The sequence below is a fragment of the Aeromicrobium sp. P5_D10 genome (assembly GCF_054049535.1).
On sequence record NZ_JBFUME010000007.1, the window covers coordinates 47,558 to 67,227 of the forward strand.

Below are 19,670 nucleotides of genomic sequence, written 5' to 3' on the forward strand. Positions count from 1 at the left end.
AGTAGTTGCCTTAGCCACCCATCCGGTTGCCGGTTAGCAACGAACCACGGTCATGACCACGTCTTCCCCGCGACGCACTTCCCTGCGACGCACTTCCCTGCGACGTCGAGTAGCCGTAGTCGGCTCCGGCGTCGCGGGTCTTTCAGCTGCCTATGTCCTGCGCCGTGACTGGGATGTCACGGTCTTCGAGTCCGACGCGCGGATCGGCGGTCACGCCCATACGCACTCGGTCGACGACGGTGACGTGACCCACCGGGTCGACAGCGGCTTCATCGTCCACAACGATCGCACCTATCCCCTGCTGCGCCGGTTGTTCGCCGAGCTCGACGTCGAGGTCCACCCGACCGAGATGAGCATGAGCATCCACTGCGACGGATGCGGCTTGGAGTACGCCGGGGGACGCGGCGGCAAAGGCGTCTTCGCGCAGCGCCGTCGCCTGTTCGACCCGCGCTATCTCGCAATGCTGTGGGGCGTCAAGAAGTTCGGCCGCCTCGCTCATGCCCTGCTCGACGCCGAAGAATCGCCGACCGATCCTCAGACGTACGGCGACTTCCTCCGTATCCACGGTTTCAGCGAGTACTTCATCTCGCACTACGCGATCCCCGTCGTGTCGTGCGTGTGGTCGTCGGGGCACGAGACGGCGCTGGAGTATCCCGCGCGCTATCTGTTCGAGTTCCTCAAGCACCACGGATTCTTGTCGATCAAGGGTTCCCCGCAGTGGTTCACCGTCGTCGGCGGCTCGGGCAGTTACATCGCCAAGGTCACGGCGGCAGTTGGCGACGTCCGCGTTGCGACTGGCGTTCGAGCGATCACCCGCAAGCCGGACGGGGTGGAGCTCATCGACTCCCACGGGGATCTGCACACCGTCGACGCGGTCGTGATCGCGACACATGCCGACGATGCCCTCGCTCTGCTGACCGATCCGACCGACGATGAGCGACGCATCCTCGGCACCTTCGCTTACTCCCACAACGAGGTCGTGCTGCACCGCGACCCGGCCATCCTGCCGCATACTCGGGCGGCACGGTCGGCTTGGAACTACCGGATGGACGGTTGTGCCGAACGCAGCGAGCACTCCGCCGTCACCTACTGGATGAACCTGTTGCAAGGTATCGAAAGCAGGGATCCGTTCCTGGTCACGCTCAATGCGACCGAGCAGATCGACCCGGCCACGATCGTGGCGACGATGGCCTACACCCACCCGATCTACACCCCGGTCTCGGTCGCTGCCCAACGCGAACTCAGTGGATTGTTCACCGAGCAGACGGTATTCGCCGGCGCGTACCACGGTTGGGGATTCCACGAGGACGGTTGTCGCTCCGGGGTCGACGCCGCGGCCGCTCTGGGGACGCCATGGTGAGTGCGCCGCTGCCCGCTCTGCCGGCCCTCGTCGAGGGGACCGTCGCGCACACGCGCCGCACTCCCCTACGCCACAGGTTCTCCTACAAGGTCTATCAATGGCTCGTCGACGTCGACGATCTTCCACGCATGGCCCGGCCGCTTCGAGCCTTCTCGTCGTTCAAGGCCGCCGATCACATCGGCGATCCCGACGACTCGATCCGGGCCAATATCGAGCGATTCTGCAAGGCTCAAGGCGTCGATATCTCAGGACATCGGGTGCTGATGCTGGCCAACGCCCGGATCCTGGGACACACCTTCGACCCACTCAGCGTGTTCTGGGCCATTGCGCCCGACGGGTCGCTGACCTGCATCGTCGCAGAGGTGCACAACACGTACGGCGAGCGTCATGCCTACCTTCTGCGGCCGGACGAGGCCGGACGCGCCGAGGTCGACAAGGCGTTCTACGTCTCGCCCTTCTTCACCGTCGAAGGCAAGTACGATCTGCAATTCACCCTGACACCGCAACGAGTTTCATCGAGCATCATCCTGCGACAAAACGGCGAGGCGATGTTCACCGCGGCCTTCCGAGGAACGCCTCGACCCGCAACAAGACGGCGGCTCACAAAACTTCTCATCAAAATGCCTTTGATGACCCATCGAACCAGCTTGCTGATCCGAATACATGGTGTATGGCTCTGGATCCGAAAGCTGCCGGTGATCCCCCGACCGGCACATGCACCACAGGAAGGCACACGATGACGCAGATCGCCACTGCCCGCTGGCCAGGTATCGCGCACACCCCGCGCACACCCATGAAGGCGCGCGCCGCCAAAGCAATTCTCAAACCCGCTGTGAACAGCATCCCGGTGCGGGTGTCATTTGCTGACGGCACCCAGTGGGGCGCAGGTGACGCCGACTCTCCGGAGATGCGGATCGTGCGGCCCAAGGCATTCTTCGCCCGCCTCGGCGCCGAGAGCAAGATCGGTCTCGGCGAGGCGTATATGGCCGGCGACTGGACCACAGGGACCGATACCGATCTGGCCGACCTCCTGTCGCCGTTCGCGAATCGCATGGCCCATCTCGTCCCCGTGCCATTGCAGAAGTTCCGCACCTTCGTCGACAAGAAACTGCCGCACCATCAACGCAATTCCGTCTCGGGATCCCGCAAGAACATCGAAGCCCACTACGACCTCTCCAACGAGTTGTTCGCTCAGTTCCTCGACCCGTCGATGAGCTATTCGGCAGCCTGGTTCGATTCACCCACCGAGGACCTCGAAGCCGCGCAGATGCGCAAGATCGACGGGATCCTTGACCAGGCCCGTGTCACGACCGGCACGAGATTGCTGGAGATCGGCAGCGGCTGGGGTGCTCTCGCTATCCGGGCAGCCCAGCGCGGTGCGAAAGTCACCACGATCACGATCTCCAAGGAGCAAGCCGCCCTCGCGGAGGAACGCTTCGCCCTGGCCGGTGTCGAAGTGGATCTGCAGCTCGTCGACTACCGCGAGGTCACCGGCGAATACGACGCAATCGTCAGCGTCGAGATGATCGAGGCGGTCGGCGAGGAGTACTGGCCGACGTACTTCGCCACGATCGACAAACTCTTGGCCCCCGGTGGTCACGTCTCGATCCAGGCGATCACGATGGCGCACCACCGATACCTTGCGACCCGCAACTCGTATGGCTGGATCCAGAAGTACATCTTCCCCGGCGGACTGATTCCGTCACTCGAAGCGATCGATTCCACCCTGGCGGCGCACACCTCGCTCGCGGTCACCGACAAGCATTCGCTGGGTCAGCACTACGCATTGACGCTGCAGAGGTGGCGCGATCAGTTCAACGCCAATTGGGACACCATCAGGACACAAGGCTTCGATGAGACGTTCCGCCGGATGTGGGAGTTCTATCTGGCCTATTGCCAGGCAGGCTTCAGCGTCGGCTACATCGACGTGTTCCAGCTCCACCTGTCGCGGCCTACGGAGGGTTGACACATGGCTTCGATCTCCCGCCTGCCGATGCCGATCCAGGAGACATACGAATGGCAGTACCGCGGGGCCTGCCGAACCGTGGACCCTGAGACGTTCTTCTCCCCCGACGCCGAACGCGGACCCCGCAGACGATCGCGAGAAGCCGCCGCCAAAGCGCTGTGCGCCACGTGCCCGGTGGTGCGCGAATGCCTCGAACACGCACTCACGGTGCGCGAACCGTACGGCGTCTGGGGCGGACTCAATATCAATGAGCGCGAGAACCTGCTGCAGGCCAAGCAAGCCGGCTGACCTGCCCGTTCCGCCAGGCTGACGAAGGAATCGGGTTTTGTCCGCGACGGTGCGGATAAGACCCGATTCTTCCGTCCTCCGTCAGGTGCGACTCGCCGCGAAGGTCTTCCACGGCGTCGGCGCTTCGCTGCGCTTGAACTTCGAGCACGGCACTGCCAAAGCATCCCCATCACCCCGGACGGACGCACGCAGGCACTCCTGGCAATTGCCGTGGTGATGCTCCTGGGCGTGATCGCACTTTGCGCACAGTGCTGCGGGCAACACCGGCCGAGGCACGAACACCCAGTACGCCAGCAGGGTCACTCCAATGGCCGCTGCACCCCACGGGCCCCACCACTCAAGCATCAGGAGTGCGAAAGCCACGAAGGCGAAGACCTGCGCCGCACCGTTCAGCAGGAACAGCAGTCGCGAGACCAAGGTCAGAACCCGAACCGCGAGGTGTGCAGCTCCCTCTTCTTCGGCCACGGATTGATCTTGCAGCCCTGCAAGCCTTTCGACTGCTGCTGCATGACCGGCGCCAACTGGCCCTTGCCGCCGCACGAGGCATGACCCCGTTCGAACCAGTGACCGGTCTCGTGGTTGACCACCATGTGGCGGTAGTTGCGCAGCGACCCCTTCTTGGCATTCCAGGCCGGAGTCGCCTTCTGCCAACGGGTCTGGTTGATGATGACGTTGCGACCCACCCGGCAGCTGTAAGTAGAGCTGCAGGCGGAGGAGAACGTCGGCACCTTCGAGGCCTGGCTCAGTACGAGAGTGAAATCGCCGCCCTTCGACACTCGCTTGAACTTGACCCCCATGGCCCGCCAACCACGCGGATCGTCATAGGTCTGCTGCGCGAGCTTCTTGAATTTCGAGAGACTGGCAGTGACCTTGCCACGTGTTTTGACGCTGTAGGTCACGGTCTTTCGTACACCTCGCACATGCTGACCGGCCTTGGCAGTCGACTGGACGGAGGTCGTGGCGAATCCCGTGCGCCGAACCGTGACCCGGAACCGGAGTTTCGCCCCGACGTCAGAGACCCCGACCCGATAAGTACGGCTCGTGGCACCCCTAATCGGCTTGCCGTCGCGCAGCCAGCGGTACTCGTACTTGCTGACCTTGTTCGACCAACGTCCCGACGATGCAGTGAGTTTGCGACCGTACTTGGCACTTCCGGTGATCTTCGGACGCACGGTGTTGGTGAAGCGAGCCGGCGCCACCTTGCCCGTCCGAGGTGCGGTCACAGCCACCGGGGCTGAGCCCGGCCGCGAGCCAGTGACCCGCACGGTGAACGACGAACCGATGTCAGCCGCACTGGAGAGCGGGTGGGTCGACGAGTTGGCACCTACCGGCGTCGTTCCGCGAAACCACTGGTACGACAACGTGACATCGCTCGGCGACCACACGCCAGGGACAGCCACCAAGGTCTTGCCGAACTGAGCCGTGCCCGAGATCGTCGGCGACCCCGGCGTGATGACCGGTTCAGCCGCCTGCGCGGGTGCCGCATAGAGCAGGGAGGTTCCGAGCAAGGCGCTCACCAGGCAGACAAGTGCCCGACGGCCGAACTTGTGCAGGTCATTCATAGAAAATCCTCTCGACCACCTTACGAGCATGGCGCGTCGTACGCAGGTAGTCATCGTTGAGCCGTTCGCCTTGGTCCATGCCGTAGCCGAGCAGGTGGGCCACACCGGCACGGTCACCCGCATGCTCGACCATCGATTCTGCCGACTTTCCACGCATCAGGACGACTGCGTTCCGGATGCGGCTCACCAGGCGCCATGCTGCTTCCAGCGCCTCGGCATCGCTCGTGCTGACCAGTTCGGCCTCGACCGCAGCGTGCAGCGCGTCCAGCGTGCGGGTCGTCCGCAGTCCCGGAACGGCGTGGGCATGCTGCATCTGCAGCAACTGAACTGTCCACTCGACGTCGGCCAGACCGCCCCGACCGAGCTTGAGATGTGTCTTCGGGTTGGCGCCACGCGGCAGCCGCTCGGAATCGACGCGGGCTTTGATCCTGCGGATCTCGCGTACCTCCGCAGCCGTTGCGCCGCCCTCGGGCCACCGCAGAGGATCGATCAGCGCCGTGAAGCGTTCGCGTAGTCCGATATCACCGACCGTCGCATTCGCCCTCAGCAGCGCCTGCGCCTCCCAGACCGCGGACCATTTCTCGTAATAGGCCTGATACGACGTGAAGCTCCGCACGAGCGGGCCGTTCTTGCCTTCGGGACGCAGTTCCGCGTCCACCTCAAGGGCAGGATCATCGCCGGCCGCGGCCAACATCTTGCGCAGGCCCTGTGCCACTGCCATCGCCGCGGTCGCTGCCTCCCCCGGGTCGGCGCCGTCATAGGGATCGTGGACGAACATGACGTCGGCGTCGGATCCGTAGCCTGCCTCTCCACCGCCGAGCCGGCCCATCAGGACGATGGCCATCCGAGTCGGCATCTCCCCGCGCTCGGCCTCCACCGCCGACGTGGACGCCTTGAGCGCCCCGGCGAGCGTCGCGGTGGAAACATCTGTCAGCGCGTCGCCGACCTCCAAGATGTCGAGCCGACCCAACACGTCAGCGATGCCGATGCGCGACAGTTCACGTCGTCGGACCCGCCGCACCGCGCGGATCGCGTCGGCGGATTCACGGTGTCGCCCGGCCGCCAAGTCGACTTCGGTCATCAGCCGGTCACGGTCCAGTGGACGGAGTTCGGCATTGTCGCCGAGGAGCGCGACCGAATCCGGGGCCCGCAGGATCAGGTCGGTGACATAGCGGCTGGACGACAGCACGTGCGCGAGTTGCTCGGCGCCCTCGCCCTCATCGCGGAGCTTGCGCAGATACCAGTGCGTCCCGCCAAGCCCCTCGGAGATCTTGCGGAAGGCGAGCAGTCCGGCGTCCGGATCCGGGGACTCCGCGAACCACGCGAGCATCGCGGGAAGTAGCGACTTCTGGATCGCCGCACGTCGCGACACCCCGGACGTAAGCGCCTGGATATGGGCGAGTGCACCTTTGGGATCGACGAATCCGAGCGCCGTGAGACGCTGCTCGGCGGCCAGGGGTGTGAGACGGAGCCCATCGGTCGGCAAGGAAGCGACGGCCTCGAGAAGCGGCTGGTAGAACAGCTTCTCGTGCAGCCGCCGCACGCTACGCCGGTGGGCCTGCCAGTCCTTGGTCAGATTCTCCGCAGGAGACTGCCGATATCCCATACTGCGGCCGATGCGGCGCAGGTCTTCGGGATCATCGGGCACGATATGGCTGCGGCGCAGTTTGAACAACTGGATGCGGTGCTCCAACGTGCGCAGGAACTCGTACGCCTCCTCCATCGCCGCACCGTCGCGGCGGCCGACGTATCCACCTTCGATCAACGCCCGCAGAGCTTCGACGGTTGTCGGCGAACGCAGGGACTCATCGGCCCGACCGTGCACGAGTTGCAGCAACTGGACCGCGAACTCGACATCGCGCAGCCCACCGGCACCGAGTTTGAGCTGTCGATCCCTATGAGCGGCCGGGATGTGGTCGATGACCCTGCGGCGCATCGCACGCACATCCGTCACAAAATGCTCGCGGGTGCTGGCGAACCAGACCATCGGATTCAAGGCGTCGATGTACGCCTGACCGAGCTCCTCATCGCCGGCTGCATAGCGGGCCTTCAGAAGGGCCTGGAACTCCCATGTACTGGCCCACTTCTGGTAGTACGCGACATGGCTGGCCAGAGATCGCACCAATGGGCCGTTCTTGCCTTCGGGCCGCAGCTCGGCATCGACCTCCCAGATCGTGCCCTCACCGGTGTGATCGCGGCACAGCCTCATGACCGTCGACGCCAGACGTGAGGCCACAGATGCAGCGTCCTGCTCGTCTGCACCCTCACGGGGTTCATAAACGAAGATCACATCGACGTCGCTCAGGTAGTTGAGTTCATGGCCACCTGTCTTGCCCATCGCCATGATGGTGAGTCGGCACCGATCGGCTCCGGGTTCACCTTCTTGAGCGATACGCAGAGCGCCGCCGAGAGTCGCGACCGCCAGATCGGACAATTCGGCCGACGACTGTTCGAATCGTGTGAGCGCAGTCAGATCGCGAGCCGCGATACTCAGCAGCATCCGGTAGTAGGCGACCCGCAGTTCATCGGCCGACGTCGCCTGTTCCATGACGTCACGGCGCACCGTCAGGTCGATCGGCGTCGCCGACAGGTTCTTGGCTGCCAGATCGGTGAGATATTCCGGGTGACGGGCCAAGAACACACCGAGTGCCTCGCTCGTGCCGAGGACGACCAGCAGCCGCATCCGCAGCACGCTGTCGCCGCTGAGCAACGTCAGCAAGGGCTCCGCGCCCATCTTGGATGCGATCATGCCGAGTGACGACAGGGCCGTGTCGGGACTCGCGACCGACGTGATCTGGTCGAGCAGATCCTCTGGAACCTCACCCAACGCCCGCAGATTCATCACGGCGACCTCGCCATCACGGAATCCCTTACGAGCCAGTGCTACCGCCAGATCGCGTGCGTCAGTTGCCACCTCAGCAGGCTACCTGCCGATCATGAAAAGAATTCCACCGAATGTGTCGATCTGGGTCTCGCTCGTTCGAAGCATGGATGAGAGGGTCGATCCACGGCCCATATCTAAGGAGTCACCATCATGAGGTACATGCTGATCATGCGTTCCCCCGTCGAGTTCGAGATCCCCGAGGATTTCGACTTCAACGAGATCATCAACGCGATGGGCGCGTACAACGAATCCCTGATCAAGGCCGGCGTCCTGCTCGCCGGCGAAGGGCTCGCTCCCGCCGAAGACGGCTTCGTCGTCGACTTCGACTCCACTCCACCCGTCGTCACCGATGGACCCTATGCCGAGGCCAAGGAGTTGTTCAACGGCTTCTGGATCATCCAGACCTCGTCCAAGGAGGAGGCCGCGGAGTGGGCCAAGCGCTGCCCCTTGGGCCCCGGAACGCGCCTGGAGGTACGCCGGGTCACCGAGACAGAAGATTTCGACCAGTCCAACGAGTATGTCCAGAAGGAATACGAGTGGCGTGAGCAGCTCGAAAACCGATGATGTCCGTCGTCAGGTGGAAGCGGTCTGGCGGATCGAATCCGCCCGGATCGTCTCCACCCTGACGCGGATCGTCGGCGACTTCGGCATTGCCGAGGACGTCACTCAGGACGCCCTTCTGGACGCATTGGCGCAATGGCCACGTGACGGAGTGCCGCCCAATCCCGGTGCTTGGCTGACCACCGTGGCCAAACGCAAGGCGATCGATCGCCGGCGTCGCGTCGAGCGGCTGGACGACCGTCACGCCGCGATCGCCCACTCCTTGTCGGAGCAACAACGGCTGGACACTGCCGAGGTTCTCGCAGACCCGGATGAGATCGCCGACGACGTGCTCCCGTTGCTGTTCACCGCATGTCATCCGATCCTGCCTCGCGAGGCTCAGATCGCGTTGACTCTCCGTGTCGTGGGCGGACTGACCACCGACGAGATCGCTCGCGCTTTCATGGTCCCGGTCAGCACGGTGCAGCAACGAGTCGTCCGGGCCAAGAAGACGATTGCGGCCGCGGGGGTGCCATTCGAAGTTCCCGACCGGAGCGAATTCGGCACCAGGCTCGACTCGATCCTCAATGTCATCTACCTGATCTTCAACGAGGGCTACGCGGCAACATCGGGTGCCAGCTGGATGCGCACGGATCTGGCCCAAGAAGCGATCAGGTTGGCGCGTACCGTCAGTGCCCTGGTGCCGCAGGAGCCCGATGCCCACGCGTTGCTCGCGCTGCTCGAATTGCAGGCGTCGCGGTTCGCCGCTCGCCTCGACGCCGACGGCGTACCCATCATGCTGGCCGATCAGGACCGGTCACGTTGGGATCATCACCAGATCCACCGGGGACGGGCCGCATTGGCCAGAGCCGATGCGATGGGTCGGGGCCGGGGCGCATACGCGCTGCAGGCCGCGATCGCCGAATGCCATGCCGTCGCAAGCTCGACCGACGAGACCGACTGGGAACAGATCGTCTCGCTCTACACGACGCTCGGCAGCCTGACGCCGTCACCGATCATCGAGGTCAACCGGGCCGTCGCGATGTCGATGGCACGTGGACCCGCCGCAGCGATTCCGCTGATCGACGAGTTGGTCGCGTCCGACGCTCTGGCCGGATACGCGATTCTGCCGAGCGTCCGCGGAGAGCTGCTGGCTCGCCTCGGCCGGCACAACGAGGCCAGAACCGAGTTCCTGGCCGCTGCCGAACTCACCCGCAACGCACAAGAAAAGTCCGTGCTCGTGGCGAAAGCGGCCAGAAACGCAACAACTAGACCATCGGCATGAGGCGGTCGATCTCGAACTGCGTGACCTGTGAACGATAGTCCTGCCATTCGGATCGCTTATTGCGCAAGAAGAAGTCGAAGACGTGCTCGCCCAGCGTCTCGGCCACGAGCTCGCTGGTCTCCATGGTCCGGATCGCTTCGTCGAGGTTGCGCGGCAGCGGCTGGATGCCCATGGCGCGGCGTTCATTCTCCGACAGCGACCAGACGTCGTCCTCGGCCTCTGGCGGCAGGACGTACTTCTCTTCGATTCCCTTGAGGCCTGCTGCCAGCACGAGCGCGAAGGCGAGGTACGGATTGCAGGCCGCGTCGATCGCGCGGTTCTCGATCCTGGCCGAGTTGCCCTTGTGCGGCTTGTACATCGGCACCCGGATCAGCGCGGAACGGTTGTTGTGGCCCCAGCACACGTAGTTGGGCGCCTCTCCCCCGCCTGCGAGGCGCTTGTAGGAGTTGACCCACTGATTCGTGACAGCCGTGATCTCCGGGGTGTGGTGCAGGACGCCGGCGATGAACGCGCGACCGGTCTGCGACAGCTGATACTCGGCGCCGGCCTCGTAGAAGGCGTTCTCATCGCCCTCGAACAGCGAGACGTGGGTGTGCATACCCGATCCGGGATGTTCGGTGAACGGCTTGGGCATGAACGAGGCCCATTTGCCCTGGCTCAGAGCGACCTCGCGCACGACGGTACGGAACGTCATGATGTTGTCGGCCGTCGAGAGCGCATCGGCGTAGCGCAGGTCGATCTCCTGCTGCCCGGGCCCGCCTTCGTGGTGGCTGAACTCGACGGAGATGCCCATGTTCTCGAGCATCGTGATGACCTCGCGCCGGAAGTCCTGGCCGCCGCCTTGCGCCGTGTGGTCGAAGTAGCCGCTGTCGTCGACAGGCACCGGCCGATCGCCCTTCTCGGGCTTGCCCTTGAACAAGAAGAACTCGATCTCGGGATGTGTGTAGAACGTGAAGCCCGCCTCGGCCGCTTTCTGCAGCGCGCGCTTCAGGACGTGGCGCGGGTCGGCGTACGACGGCGTCCCGTCGGGCATGAGGATGTCGCAGAACATGCGCGCGGTAGCCGGCGTCTCGCCGCGCCAGGGCAGAATCTGGAACGTCGAGGGGTCCGGCATGGCCAGCATGTCGGCCTCGTGCACGCGTGCGAAGCCTTCGATCGCCGATCCGTCGAAGCCGATTCCTTCAGCGAAGGCGCCTTCGAGTTCTGCCGGCGCGATAGCAACCGACTTCAGGGATCCCAGGACATCGGTGAACCACAGACGGACGAAACGCACGTCGCGCTCTTCGAGCGCGCGGAGGACGAATGCTTCCTGTTTTCCCATGGGCCAAGTCTCCCACGCGGATTGTTACGTCCATGTAACAAGCGGTCCGCATTAGGGTTGTCACATGCCTCAGTTGCGTCTTGCCCTTGCCCAGGTCAATGCGACGGTCGGTGATCTGGCGGGGAACGCCGATCTCGTCGTCGAGTACTGCAAGGAAGCGGCGGCCCAGGACGTCCACCTCGTGGTGTTCCCCGAGATGGTGCTGACGGGCTATCCGATCGAGGACCTGGCCATGCGGCAGTCGTTCATCAAGGCTTCGCAGAAGGCTATCGAAGAGCTGGCCGAACGCCTTCAGAACGAGGGTTGCGGCGACGTCGTGGCGGTCGTCGGCTTCCTCGACCAGGCCGACGATGTCACGGACGTGCTCGGCGTCCCGAAGAACGCACCCCTCAACTCCGTCGCGGTGATCCACGGCGGCAAGATCGTGGCCCGACAGGCCAAGCACCATCTGTGGAATTACGGTGTCGGCGACGAAATCCGCAACTTCGTCGCCGGTCACACCATCAACGTCGTCCAGATCGGCGGCATCGACGTGGCGCTCGCGATCTGCGAAGACCTGTGGCGAGACGGCCCGTCAGCCGCTGCCAAGGCCGCCGAGGCGGCGCTGCTCGTCGTGCCGAACGGCTCCCCCTACGAGGCCGACAAGGACGACGTTCGGCTCGACCTCTGCGCCCGCCGGGCTCGTGAGGGCGAGTGCGTGCTGGCCTACGTCAACCTCGTCGGCGGCCAAGATGAACTCGTCTTCGACGGTGACTCGATCGTCGTCGACCAGGCGGGCACCGTCCTCGGTCGCTCGGGACAGTTCGCGCCGGAGCTGCTGGTCGTCGATCTCGACCTGCCTGCCGCGACGCCGACGATGCCCGACGCTGACGAGCGATTCGGCGGTCTGGCGATCAAGAGAACCATCATCGGTTCGACGCCTCATGAGTCGTACGAGCCCCGCCCGGTTGTCGTGTCGGAGCGGATCTCGCGCAATGAGGAGATCTACACCGCGCTCGTGACGGGCCTGCGCGACTATGTGCAGAAGAACGGCTTCTCGTCGGTCCTGTTCGGCATGTCCGGCGGAATCGACTCGACGTTGGTGGCCGCGATCGCCGTCGACGCGCTCGGACCCGACAAGGTCTTCGGCGTCTCCAATCCGAGCGCCTGGTCGAGCGAACACTCCAAGTCCGATGCCGCCGAGATGGCGCGCCGCACCGGACTGAATTTGCAGACCGTCCCGATCGCGCCGATCTTCGACCAGTACCAAGAGGCGCTGCGCCTCGACGGCGTCGCGGAGGAGAATCTGCAGGCTCGCATCCGCGCCGTGATCTGGATGGGCCTGTCCAATCAGCATGGTCATCTGGTGTTGGCCTGCGGCAACAAGTCTGAGCTTGCGACCGGCTACTCGACGATCTACGGCGACGCTGTCGGCGGCTACGCTCCGATCAAGGACGTCCCCAAGACCCTGGTGTGGGAGCTCGCGTCCTGGCGCAATGAACAGGCGATCGCGCGCGGGGAGACGCCTCCGATCCCCGAGGACACCATTACCAAACCGCCGTCGGCAGAACTGCGTCCTGGCCAGTTCGACTCAGATTCCCTGCCGCCGTACGAGCTTCTCGATGCGGTGCTAGATGCCTACGTCGAACGTGACCTGGGATCAGCCGATCTGATCGCCGAAGGGTTCGACCCCGCGCTGATCGAACGGGTCATCGGGCTCGTCGACCGAGCCGAATACAAGCGTCGCCAGTACCCGCCGGGGCCCAAGGTCTCGCGCCGCAACTTCGGCCGCGACCGTCGGGTGCCGATCACCCACCGCTGGCGCGAGAAGCTCTGAAGCTGTAACAAGCCTCACACCGCCGACGGGTCCAGATTCTGGCACGCTGGATTCATCCGTGGACTTCATCAGAAGCCGCGAGACGAACAGGAGAATCATCATGGCTGACGCCACCCCTGAAGAGACCGCACCATACGGCAGCGGCCCCACCGCTGCAGCGCCCACACCGCGCAAACGGGTACGCACCCATACCCTGCAGCAGATGAAACAGCAGGGTCAGAAGTGGACGATGCTGACGGCGTACGACCAATACACCGCCGCGACGTTCGATGAAGCCGGAGTCGAAGTACTGCTGGTGGGCGACTCGGCGTCAAACAACGTCTACGGCAATGACACCTCACTGCCCGTGACGGTCGACGAGCTGATCCCGCTCGTACGCGCCGTGTCGCGGTCTGCGAAACACTCGCTCGTGCTGGCCGATCTGCCTTTCGGCTCCTACCAGGCCTCACCCGAACAGGCCTTCCACACGGCCGTACGGTTCATGAAGGAAGCCGGCGCTCACGCCGTCAAGCTTGAAGGCGGACTGGCGATGGTGCCCCAGGTCAAACTGCTGACCGATGCAGGCATCCCGGTGTGCGCGCATATCGGCTTCACGCCACAGGCAGAGCACAACCTCGGCGGCTACCGGGTGCAGGGCCGCGGCGACGGCGGTGCCCAGGTCATCGAGGAGGCGAAGGCACTCGAAGCAGCCGGAGCGTTCGCGATCGTCATGGAGATGGTCCCGGCGCCCGTCGCGGCGGAGGTCACCAAGGCCCTGAGCATCTCCACGGTGGGTATTGGTGCCGGCATCGACTGCGATGCCCAGGTACTCGTCTGGCAGGACATGCTGGGCCTCAACACCGGCAAGGCCCCGCGTTTCGTCAAGCGCTATGCCAACCTGCACGACGTCATTCTCAAGGCCACCGAGACGTACGTCCACGAGGTCAAGTCTGGTGTCTTCCCCGCTGAGGAGCATTCCTTCCTGGAGTAGACGCCCCTCAGGCAGTCCAGTCCAGGAGGCGCGCACCCGAGACGGCGTAGGCGACCCACACCGCCACGCCGGCGACCGGCACCCACATGCACCACGTCGGGCGGGTGCGCGCCCACCGGGCGACCAACCACACCTGCGGGATCAGCAGGGCCATCGCGATCACGACGCCCCACCACGGCGCGAACAGAACTGTCGAGACCGAGCACCACAGGACCATCAACAGCCCGACAACACCGATCCAAGGCCCTGAACGCTCGAGCTTGAGACCTCTCCTACGACGGCGACGCCTCATTCCTTCGGCGGCTCGTCATTCCATTCCGGATCCTCGTCCCAGCTCTTGGTCCGTGCGGCCGCGATCTCGTAGGCGTGGGCAGCCTGGTCCTCCGTGTCGTACGGGCCGAGCCGATCGGCGGCCCGGCACCCCTTCTCACCTTCGACCCGTGAGTGTTTCGTGCAGTAGTAGAACTTCTCGTCGCTCATACCTCCATAGTGCCCCACGTCGCGTCTGAACGCGCCCTCTAAACTCTCCGGGTGACTGCCCTGACTGCTGGCCGAGTATCAGCCCAACGCGCTGTTCCGGATTCGATCGACCGTCCCGAGTACGTGGGCCAGATCACCCCGCTTCCGTACAAGGGCCCTTCGGTACGCGACACCGAGACGATCGCCGCGATGCGCATCGCCGGGCGACTCGCCGCGCAAGCGCTCGATGCGGTCGAAGCCGCCATCGCACCGGGCGTCACCACCGACGAACTCGACCGGGTGGGACACGAATTCCTGATCGACCACGGCGCCTATCCGTCGACCCTGGGTTACCGCGGCTACCCCAAGTCGCTGTGCAGCAGCGTCAACGAGGTCATCTGCCACGGCATCCCCGACGACCGTCCCCTCGAGGACGGCGACATCCTCAATATCGACATCACGGCGTATATCGGGCAGGTGCACGGTGACACCAACAAGACCTACCTTGTCGGCGAGGTCGACCAGGAATCGCGGCTACTTGTCGAACGCACCCGCGAAGCGACCATGCGGGCCATCCGCGCGGTGAAACCAGGGCGCGAGATCAACGTCATCGGACGGGTCATCGAGACGTACGCCAAGCGATTCGGCTACGGCGTCGTCCGCGATTTCACGGGCCACGGCGTCGGACCCGCATTTCATGACGGCCTCGTCATCCCACACTACGACGACCCGGCGTACGACACCGTGATCCAGCCCGGCATGACGTTCACGATCGAACCCATGCTGACGCTCGGCTCGATCGAATGGGACATGTGGGACGACGGCTGGACCGCGACGACTCAGGACAAGTCACGCACCGCGCAGTTCGAACACACCCTGCTCGTCACCTCCGACGGTGCCGAGATCCTCACGCTGCCGTAGTCGACGCCCGTCCGGTCACGGGATCCAATTGAACTCGTCAGGGTCAGGTCCCGTGCGCTGGCCCTTGTCGAGAGCCGAGATGAAGCCCACCTCGGCACCCGTGAGCTCGAAGTCGAAGATGTCGAAATTCTCCTCGACGCGGCTTCGGGTCACCGACTTGGGGAAGACGATATCGCCACGCTGGATGTGCCAGCGCAGCACGATTTGGGCCGGTGTCTTGTCGTGTTCGGCGGCGATCCCGACGATCACCGGATGATCCAGGACCAAACCTTGAGCGATCGGGGACCACGCTTCGGTCGCGACGCCGTGCTCGGCGTTGATCGCACGCACCTCGTCCTGCGTCAGGAAGGGATGCACCTCGATCTGGTTGACGGCCGGGATGACGTCGGACTCCTGGATCAGTCGGCGCAGGTGGTGCGGCTGGAAGTTCGAGACGCCGATCGAGCGCGCGCGCCCCGAGGCATAGATCTCTTCGAGCGCCTTCCATGTCTCCACGAAATCGACGTCGATTCCCGGAAGCGGCCAGTGGATCAGGAACAGATCGATTGCCTCGATACCGAGCCGTTCCAGGGATTCATCGAACGCCACGAGTGCGTCATCGTGGGCGTGAAAGCCGTTGTTGAGTTTGCTCGTGATGAAAACCTCGTCGCGAGCCAGCCCTGATTCGGCCAGCGCATCGCCAACGCCCTTCTCATTCCTGTACATCTGGGCCGTGTCGATGTGGCGATAGCCGACTTCGAACGCGGTCAACGTCGCGGCCTTGGTCTTCTCGGGTTCGACTTGGTAGACCCCGAATCCCAGTTGGGGAATCGACACACCGTTATTGAGAGCTACTACAGGCACAGTCATGTTTCGAGACTACCCACGACACCTTGCGCCCAAACTGCCTAACGAATCGCATCAACGCTCGTTACCCACTTCAAGAAGGGTGGGAGCCACATGCACCAGGTAACGCTCGATATGCAGATGAGTAGCGATGCCGCCTTCGATACCGTCGTCACGGCGCTTCATGCCATTCCGGACGTCGGCCTCGACACGCCGAGTTGGATCGAGGAGCGACACCTCATGGTCACGATCCACACCGACGATCCCGACGTCGTCGATATCGTCCGCGAAATCACGTGGCAGTTCGATCCGCTCGCGATCCAGCACTCGCTGCACCTGGGCATCGCGAGCTGACGTTCAGAACTGTTGCAGCGTGAAGAGATTGTCTGAGGGATCGACGATCGCCGTGAACTTGGCGCCTTCGCGGTGCGCATGCTTGTCGTAGTCCATGCGACAGATCGCCGGGAATGACGGCACGCCCTCCCCAGAGATCGTCAGTTCCATCCGTGCGATGTCGGACGATCCGTCTCCCGGGTCGATGACCTCCACGCTCAGTACCTCAGCGACGGCGACGCGACCAGCTCGCTTGAGACGCTCGGTGTCCTGTCTGGCTTCGACGGCGATGGACCAGATCAAAGCGCCGACCAGCAACAAGATCAGTCCCACACCCACTGTGGTGAGCACCGCTCCCCACCACGGCATGTCGATCTCGCCGGTCCACAGCATCGCCGGGATGACGGCAATGAACAGCCAACAGAACAGCGCACTTCCCCGCAGCCACCCGCGTAGGAATCGTCCGCCGATCGTGGCCTGTCGGGCCACAGCCTGCTCCCCCGTCGTCATGACGTCAGTCTAGGGCCGGGTCTCCTGGTAGAGCTGTCGTTTGCGGGCCGTGGTCGTCCCCGTCGCCACGCATAGGCGTCGACCTCACCCCACATCCGAGCAACCTCGACATCGCCCAATAAGCACGAATGCGACTCAATCCACCGCCCAATTGCCGCTCGCCGCTTCTGGCTCAGATCGCGGGTATGAAGCCATTTCGTCAGCTCTCCTACCGTCACGAACGAGATGAGGAGTTCGCGGCCCTTCAGTTGGCGGGCCAAACCGCCTGGAAGCCGACCCTTGATCAAGTCAGACACAACATTGGTGTCAACCAAAATCGCGCCGCCGAGACTCACCCGAGATTGCCCTCCCGTTGAGTTCGTACCCACCGCTGAAACTCAAGCAGCTCCTTGTCAGATTCAAAGAACTCAGGCACTGCCCACTCGCTGAGGTCTGTCACTGCGGGCGCGGCCCGAATTATCTCGTCGTTGACACTGCGGGCCAAGTCGCTCGCTGACCTAACCGTTGAATCTCCGGTCATTGACGCCTCCTACTAATCGCCGACGACATCCATCCTGCCATGTGAGATGCGTCAGTCAGCGGGGATTTCCACAGGCTGACTTAGCAATCAGTCCAGGGGCGCGCCGTCAGTCAGGCCCGCCGGTCAGCAATCACTTCACGGAGCGCCTTGACCTCAGCCGCGAGACGCTCGACGTCCGCACGTGTCGCGGTTTGGGAGGATTCCTCGATCTCACTGACACGCTGTACCAGCCACGATGCAAATGATGCGGTCACAACGCCCAACGTCGCGATGCCACCGAACATCAGCAAGACGGCGACACTACGCCCTACCGTCGTGACCGGATAGATGTCTCCGTAGCCCACGGTTGTGATGGTCGCGAGAGCCCACCAGATCGCGTCCCCGAACGACTGGATCGAGCCCTCGCCACCGCGTTCAGCATCGAGCACTGCCAGCGCACCGACGAACACGAGCAGCACAACCGAGCCGACGAGGTAGATGCCGACTTTGCCTCGCAGGGAGTTCCCTGCATAGCGGTTCAATGCACTGAGTAGGGTCACCAGACGAAGCAACCGTAGAGGTCGAAGCAAGGGCAATACAACTGTCGCCAGATCGATCGGGTTGCTGCGTAGGAACGCCCCTCGGTCACTGGACATCACGAGCCGCACGACAAAATCGACGCACAGCAAGACCCACGTACCCCACACGACGACGCTGCAGAAGCGCTGCCAGCCTTCGCTCAATCCAACGTCCAGAATGGGCCAGGCATATGCGATCAGAAACAGGACAGTGGAGATGGTGAGCGGGGCATCCAAAGCCCGATCCCAGCGACGAACGCTATGTGACATGACCGCATCGTCGCATGGTGCAATCCAGCTCGACGCGACTTCGAACTTCTTTGCGATAGGGCGAGTGAGTCGGCCTATAAGCCGGATCCTGTCGGGCGTCGGATCTCTCCGACGCCCGGGCGACCATCCATCTGGGACGTCCATTGCTGGACCTGAACCTCGCCCGAGCGCATCATGTCTGGCGAGGTAAAATCGGGAGCTTTCTGATTCGGATTCGGTCATCCGTGAACACGACAATCGAACCACTGTTGAGGTCGTCAGACACCGTTTCCAGATTCGCAAGGAGGACTGCGGCCTGGTGCTCCGGCCCTCGATTCCCCTGCCGGAACAGCACCAGGCTCGGCAGGACATCGCCGCTGTTAGCAAGCAGTTCACCAAAATCGGTGTCAGCGGAAATCAAGATGCGCCCCTCATCACGCGCGGATGACATCACTTCAACATCGGGACGTCCTTGAAGGTTGAGTTCAAACACATGCGCGACCACGTGTCCGGCGTCGGTCAACATGGTCGCAAGCCGAGCGCTGATGCACTCATCGAGAAGGAATTTCACGCCGGTTGACGAAGAGGAAGCTGACGTTCGGCTACTGCTGCGGCCGCGAACTCCAGCGCCGAAAGTACGTCTGCCACCTCCAACGTCGGGTATTCAGCCAGGACGTCCTCGACGGATAGCCCCTGCCCGACCAAACCGACAATCGTGGACACCGGAATACGGGTGCCACGAATGCAGGGAACGCCACCCATCACGAGATGGTCGACGGTGACTCGGTAGCCAGTCATATCGACAGTCTAGGCGAGAACGCTGACAGACCTATCCCCTTGGACTCTAGGGCGAGTGAGTCGGCCTATAAGCCGGATCCTGTCGGGCGTCGGATCTCTCCGACGCCCGGGCGACCATCCATCTGGGACGTCCATTGCTGGACGCCTCGTGCAACCTACCCGCTGACAAAGGACGAGCAGCCCGTCAGCGCAGACCTCCTTCGCCGAAACGAAACAGGTCCTCTTGGTCTTGCTCCCGGTGGGGTTTACCTAGCCGCTCCGGTCACCCGAAACGCTGGTGAGCTCTTACCTCACCGTTTCACCCTTACCCGCACCCGCACTCCGAAAAGTGCAGGCCGCTGGCGGTTTGATTTCTGTGGCACTGTCCCGCACGTCGCCGTGGGTGGCCGTTAGCCACCACCGTTGCTCTGTGGAGTCCGGACTTTCCTCGACGTACACCCTGAGGGGCACGCCGCGGCCGCCCGGCCGACTCACTCGCGGGCTTGATCCTACCCGTCCCAGCCCTC

General features: G+C 63.6%; 21 protein-coding genes and 1 other RNA gene. 10 read left to right on the forward strand and 12 right to left on the reverse strand.

All coding sequences use genetic code 11. The features are described 5' to 3' along the window. Positions 1 to 52 precede the first annotated feature (52 nt). From ACXJKC_RS15035 to ACXJKC_RS15050, 4 genes are read left to right on the forward strand one after another with little or no spacing between them, the layout of a single operon-like run. Positions 53 to 1,360: an NAD(P)/FAD-dependent oxidoreductase gene (locus tag ACXJKC_RS15035; protein WP_456697548.1), complete on the forward strand. Its 1,308-nt coding sequence runs from the start codon at positions 53 to 55 to the stop codon at positions 1,358 to 1,360. Beyond that, a complete protein-coding gene (locus ACXJKC_RS15040) occupies positions 1,357 to 2,100 on the forward strand; it encodes a DUF1365 domain-containing protein (protein WP_456697549.1) in 744 nt (247 codons plus the stop codon). Before ACXJKC_RS15035 ends, ACXJKC_RS15040 begins: the two co-directional genes overlap by 4 nt. After that, positions 2,097 to 3,326 carry a class I SAM-dependent methyltransferase gene (locus tag ACXJKC_RS15045; protein ID WP_456697550.1) on the forward strand — a complete coding sequence of 410 codons (1,230 nt, stop codon included), beginning with the start codon at positions 2,097 to 2,099 and terminating at the stop codon, positions 3,324 to 3,326. Before ACXJKC_RS15040 ends, ACXJKC_RS15045 begins: the two co-directional genes overlap by 4 nt. Before the next feature lie 3 nt (positions 3,327 to 3,329). Further along, complete coding sequence (locus ACXJKC_RS15050) at positions 3,330 to 3,614, forward strand: WhiB family transcriptional regulator (protein WP_456697551.1); 285 nt, start codon at positions 3,330 to 3,332, stop codon at positions 3,612 to 3,614. Between the two features lie 81 nt (positions 3,615 to 3,695). On the opposite strand, the gene ACXJKC_RS15055 is transcribed toward ACXJKC_RS15050, so the two are convergent. The 3 genes from ACXJKC_RS15055 to ACXJKC_RS15065 are packed head-to-tail and all read right to left on the reverse strand — an operon-like array spanning position 3,696 to position 8,090. Further along, on the reverse strand, positions 3,696 to 4,079 hold the full coding sequence (locus ACXJKC_RS15055) for a hypothetical protein (protein ID WP_456697552.1): 384 nt from the start codon (positions 4,077 to 4,079) through the stop codon (positions 3,696 to 3,698). Continuing rightward, positions 4,034 to 5,176, reverse strand: a complete 1,143-nt coding sequence (locus tag ACXJKC_RS15060; RefSeq protein WP_456697553.1) for a DUF3152 domain-containing protein — start codon at positions 5,174 to 5,176, stop codon at positions 4,034 to 4,036. The genes ACXJKC_RS15055 and ACXJKC_RS15060 overlap by 46 nt, the downstream gene beginning before the upstream one ends. Continuing rightward, positions 5,169 to 8,090 carry a bifunctional [glutamine synthetase] adenylyltransferase/[glutamine synthetase]-adenylyl-L-tyrosine phosphorylase gene (locus ACXJKC_RS15065; RefSeq protein ID WP_456697554.1) on the reverse strand — a complete coding sequence of 974 codons (2,922 nt, stop codon included), beginning with the start codon at positions 8,088 to 8,090 and terminating at the stop codon, positions 5,169 to 5,171. The genes ACXJKC_RS15060 and ACXJKC_RS15065 overlap by 8 nt, the downstream gene beginning before the upstream one ends. A 120-nt stretch (positions 8,091 to 8,210) precedes the next feature. Between ACXJKC_RS15065 and ACXJKC_RS15070 the strand changes: the two genes are divergently transcribed. Further along, on the forward strand, positions 8,211 to 8,624 hold the full coding sequence (locus tag ACXJKC_RS15070; RefSeq protein ID WP_456697555.1) for a YciI family protein: 414 nt from the start codon (positions 8,211 to 8,213) through the stop codon (positions 8,622 to 8,624). Further along, positions 8,602 to 9,885, forward strand: a complete 1,284-nt coding sequence (locus ACXJKC_RS15075) for an RNA polymerase sigma factor (RefSeq protein ID WP_456697556.1) — start codon at positions 8,602 to 8,604, stop codon at positions 9,883 to 9,885. Before ACXJKC_RS15070 ends, ACXJKC_RS15075 begins: the two co-directional genes overlap by 23 nt. Here ACXJKC_RS15075 and glnA read toward each other — a convergent pair. After that, positions 9,869 to 11,206 (reverse strand): type I glutamate--ammonia ligase, encoded by a 1,338-nt coding sequence (gene glnA / locus ACXJKC_RS15080; protein WP_456697557.1) that lies wholly within the window; start codon positions 11,204 to 11,206, stop codon positions 9,869 to 9,871. The genes ACXJKC_RS15075 and glnA overlap by 17 nt on opposite strands. Positions 11,207 to 11,270: 64 nt before the next feature. Here glnA and ACXJKC_RS15085 point away from each other — a divergent pair, with 64 nt between their 5' ends. Both ACXJKC_RS15085 and panB read left to right on the forward strand, forming a co-directional pair. After that, on the forward strand, positions 11,271 to 13,022 hold the full coding sequence (locus ACXJKC_RS15085; protein ID WP_456697558.1) for an NAD+ synthase: 1,752 nt from the start codon (positions 11,271 to 11,273) through the stop codon (positions 13,020 to 13,022). A gap of 100 nt (positions 13,023 to 13,122) precedes the next feature. Next, positions 13,123 to 13,992, forward strand: a complete 870-nt coding sequence (panB, locus tag ACXJKC_RS15090) for a 3-methyl-2-oxobutanoate hydroxymethyltransferase (protein ID WP_456697559.1) — start codon at positions 13,123 to 13,125, stop codon at positions 13,990 to 13,992. 7 nt (positions 13,993 to 13,999) lie between these two features. Here panB and ACXJKC_RS15095 read toward each other — a convergent pair whose 3' ends face one another. Together ACXJKC_RS15095 and ACXJKC_RS15100 are read right to left on the reverse strand one after the other, a co-directional pair. Continuing rightward, a complete protein-coding gene (locus ACXJKC_RS15095; RefSeq protein ID WP_456697560.1) occupies positions 14,000 to 14,284 on the reverse strand; it encodes a hypothetical protein in 285 nt (94 codons plus the stop codon). Next, complete coding sequence (locus tag ACXJKC_RS15100; RefSeq protein WP_456697561.1) at positions 14,281 to 14,472, reverse strand: hypothetical protein; 192 nt, start codon at positions 14,470 to 14,472, stop codon at positions 14,281 to 14,283. Before ACXJKC_RS15100 ends, ACXJKC_RS15095 begins: the two co-directional genes overlap by 4 nt. Positions 14,473 to 14,523: 51 nt before the next feature. Here ACXJKC_RS15100 and map point away from each other — a divergent pair, with 51 nt between their 5' ends. Further along, positions 14,524 to 15,372, forward strand: coding sequence for a type I methionyl aminopeptidase (gene map / locus ACXJKC_RS15105; protein ID WP_456697562.1), 849 nt, complete (start codon positions 14,524 to 14,526; stop codon positions 15,370 to 15,372). Between the two features lie 15 nt (positions 15,373 to 15,387). On the opposite strand, the gene ACXJKC_RS15110 is transcribed toward map, so the two are convergent. After that, complete coding sequence (locus ACXJKC_RS15110) at positions 15,388 to 16,221, reverse strand: aldo/keto reductase (protein WP_456697563.1); 834 nt, start codon at positions 16,219 to 16,221, stop codon at positions 15,388 to 15,390. A gap of 117 nt (positions 16,222 to 16,338) precedes the next feature. Between ACXJKC_RS15110 and ACXJKC_RS15115 the strand changes: the two genes are divergently transcribed. Then, positions 16,339 to 16,551: a hypothetical protein gene (locus ACXJKC_RS15115; RefSeq protein WP_456697564.1), complete on the forward strand. Its 213-nt coding sequence runs from the start codon at positions 16,339 to 16,341 to the stop codon at positions 16,549 to 16,551. Between the two features lie 3 nt (positions 16,552 to 16,554). Here ACXJKC_RS15115 and ACXJKC_RS15120 read toward each other — a convergent pair whose 3' ends face one another. The 5 genes from ACXJKC_RS15120 to rnpB all read right to left on the reverse strand — a co-directional run bounded on the left by ACXJKC_RS15120 (position 16,555) and on the right by rnpB (position 19,637). Then, positions 16,555 to 17,040 carry a hypothetical protein gene (locus ACXJKC_RS15120; RefSeq protein ID WP_456697565.1) on the reverse strand — a complete coding sequence of 162 codons (486 nt, stop codon included), beginning with the start codon at positions 17,038 to 17,040 and terminating at the stop codon, positions 16,555 to 16,557. A gap of 630 nt (positions 17,041 to 17,670) precedes the next feature. Then, positions 17,671 to 18,609, reverse strand: coding sequence for a potassium channel family protein (locus tag ACXJKC_RS15125; RefSeq protein ID WP_456697566.1), 939 nt, complete (start codon positions 18,607 to 18,609; stop codon positions 17,671 to 17,673). Next, positions 18,560 to 18,937, reverse strand: coding sequence for a DUF5615 family PIN-like protein (locus ACXJKC_RS15130; RefSeq protein ID WP_456697567.1), 378 nt, complete (start codon positions 18,935 to 18,937; stop codon positions 18,560 to 18,562). The genes ACXJKC_RS15125 and ACXJKC_RS15130 overlap by 50 nt, the downstream gene beginning before the upstream one ends. Beyond that, a complete protein-coding gene (locus ACXJKC_RS15135) occupies positions 18,934 to 19,164 on the reverse strand; it encodes a DUF433 domain-containing protein (protein WP_456697568.1) in 231 nt (76 codons plus the stop codon). Before ACXJKC_RS15135 ends, ACXJKC_RS15130 begins: the two co-directional genes overlap by 4 nt. 52 nt (positions 19,165 to 19,216) lie before the next feature. Continuing rightward, an RNA gene (rnpB, locus tag ACXJKC_RS15140) (RNase P RNA component class A) lies at positions 19,217 to 19,637 on the reverse strand. Positions 19,638 to 19,670 lie beyond the last annotated feature (33 nt).